Origin of the sequence: Clostridium sp. (assembly GCF_016650095.1) — a bacterium.
Taxonomy (GTDB): domain Bacteria; phylum Bacillota; class Clostridia; order Clostridiales; family Clostridiaceae; genus Clostridium_AD.
In genome coordinates, this window is the sequence record NZ_JAENWL010000428.1 from 1 (window position 1) to 2,510 (window position 2,510).

Annotated in this window: 2 protein-coding genes; one reads left to right on the forward strand and one right to left on the reverse strand. The window is 31.2% G+C overall.

Annotated elements, in window-relative coordinates; all coding sequences use genetic code 11:
- Positions 1-191: 191 nt before the first annotated feature.
- Entirely contained in the window at positions 192-956 is a 765-nt protein-coding gene (locus JJE11_RS17445) for a hypothetical protein (RefSeq protein WP_291637927.1), read from the reverse strand.
- Between the two features lie 355 nt (positions 957-1,311).
- On the opposite strand from JJE11_RS17445, the gene JJE11_RS17450 reads away from it, so the two are divergent.
- Positions 1,312-2,445: an alanine--glyoxylate aminotransferase family protein gene (locus tag JJE11_RS17450; protein WP_291637929.1), complete on the forward strand. Its 1,134-nt coding sequence runs from the start codon at positions 1,312-1,314 to the stop codon at positions 2,443-2,445.
- Positions 2,446-2,510: the final 65 nt, after the last annotated feature.

Genomic DNA, 2,510 nt, shown 5'->3' on the forward strand with positions numbered 1-2,510 from the left:
ACAGATAGGAGTGGAGTGACAAAAGATAACTGGTTCTTAAATACAGAATATGCATCTCTTATTATGGGAGAAGTAGTTAAAATAGGTAAGTATTTTGAAAATGAAATATCTAATTGGGTTAATATTTAATCAAAATGAATTCGTGAGTATATATATAAACTTTAATTAAATACATTTATGGTAGGGTTAATTTAATTCAAATAAGAAACATTACTTTCAAGTTGTTTGAATATGGAGCGAACAGCTTTTGACCAATTCCCATCTTCAGAGTATTTTCGATTAATCCAAGTAAGGGCATCTATGTTAGCAGGTCTATTTTTAGAGAGATTTACTACGGTTCGTGCAGCAATGCTAGTAGAATCTTCGATAGAAGTATTATATTTTTTCCAACTATTAAAAACATTAAAGGGATTATTAGCAATCTTATATGCGTTTTCATTACTTTTGGGGACGAAGGATTGTTCTTGACCAGTAATGGCGAACATAATAAGCGGATTAAGGTTAAAATCTTCGCAGACAGATAATATTGTTGAAAAATAAGGTTCTTCAACTAGAAGGGAGTTCTTCGATTTTAAATAACCTTTTAAACTTGATATATTTACGTTCTTGTACAGTAAATAATTTGCAAGATGCGTATTAAGGACTTGTTTTTCTTTGGGCACAATAGGCTTTGGGGCTATATCGGCTTTTTTAACATCTCGTTTTTCAATTATGGCAGCTTCTTGTAATGTGCAGAGGCCGTCTTCATAAGTAGAAGACTCTTTTGTTGTAGTAGTGCTTTTATCGACTTCTTCTATGTTTCCACGACTTAAGGTAGGGAGTTTATCACCAATTGGTGGTAAGTTCGTAGCATTAGATAATTTACTTAAATGTGGTGGAGTATAAGGAGCAGAGGTTACAATTATCACAGAATCTTTTTTTTCAAAATTATCATAAGTTATAGTACTGGAGGACATGAAATGCTTAATCAATATTATGCAAATCACACTATAAAAAATTGTAAGAAAAAGAGATTTCAATTTATTAAGATTAATTTTCATATTTTCACACCCACTATAAATTTTGTGATATATCCATGTGAAAACATGAAAATACACAAGTATATTACAAATATCTCCAAATGAGTTAAAAAATATACATTAGAGACAATATTTCAATTTGTATATGTCATTACGCACCAGTCGATAGAGATAGTTAATGTTAAATTATTAATAGATAATAGCATTGTATCGATACATTTTTTGAAATCTATAAATAGTGATATAATCTTTAATATAATAAGATGAATTACATTTTAAGGGAGTGAAAATTATGAAAGTGCCTCAAATAATGACGCCGGGACCTACGCATGTAAGAGAAAATGTTAGGATGGCCAGAGCTCTAGCTACTACCAACCCTGATTTAGATTTGCAATTTTATGAATTTTATAAAGAAACGTGCGAGGAAATAGGTCGTTTTTTAAAAACTAATAATCAAGTTAGAATACTAGGTGGTGAGGGGATTTTAGGCCTTGAGGCTGCATGCGCATCGTTAACTGAAATTAATGATAGAGTATTAGTAATTGAAAATGGAATTTTTGGAGAAGGATTCGCTGATTTTGTTAAGATGTACGGTGGAGAAGTAGTTTTCTTTAACGGAGATAGGAAGAGTAAGATAGATATAGTGGAACTAGAAAAATTTTTGGTGAAAGATAGTAACTTTAAATATGCTACTGTAGTACATTGTGATACTCCTTCAGGAGTTTTAAATGACATAGAGAAAATATGCCAATTGTTAAAGAAAAAGGATATATTAACAGTAGTAGATAGTGTTGCAGCCATGGGTGGAGAAGATATAAGAGTGGATGAATGGAGAATTGATATAGCAATAGGTGCCTCACAGAAATGTGTTTCGGCTCCTGCGGGTCTCACTTTTCTAAGTATAAGTGAAGATGCATTTAAATTAATGAAGCAGAGGAAAAATCCTATAGCTTCTTATTATTGTAATTTACTTGTATGGAAGGATTACTATGAAAATAAATGGTTCCCATATACACCACCAATAAGTGATATTGTTGGATTAAGGCGAGCTATAGACAATATAGTGGAGGATAAAAAAATAATTGAAAGACATAAATCAATTGGTAAAGCTACAAGAAAAGCTGTAATGGAAGCAGGTCTTAATTTATACATTGAAGAGGGATATTCTAATACTGTGACAGTTATAGAAATACCAGAGGGTATAAATGATAAAGAACTATTAAAACATATGGTTGATGAATTTAATGTGTTTATAGCTGGGTCATTTGGATATCTACAAGGAAAAGTAATACGAATAGGACATATGGGAGAAAATGCGAAAAAGGATAAAATGGCATATACATTAGTAGCCTTGCAAAACTCATTGAAGGAATTAGGATTTGAATGTAAAAAAAACATGCTTGATGTTTTTCTAAGGGAGGTATAAAATCACAAATAGCATGCGATAATTGCTTTGTAGCAAAAATCGATGATATCTTAAGCAATAAAACA

What these genes read in the sequence shown, in the direction of transcription:
- JJE11_RS17450 (WP_291637929.1), top strand. Translation starts at nt 1,312, where the DNA reads ATGAAAGTGCCTCAAATAATGACGCCGGGACCTACGCATGTAAGAGAA.
- JJE11_RS17445 (WP_291637927.1), bottom strand. Translation starts at nt 956, where the DNA reads ATGTCCTCCAGTACTATAACTTATGATAATTTTGAAAAAAAAGATTCT.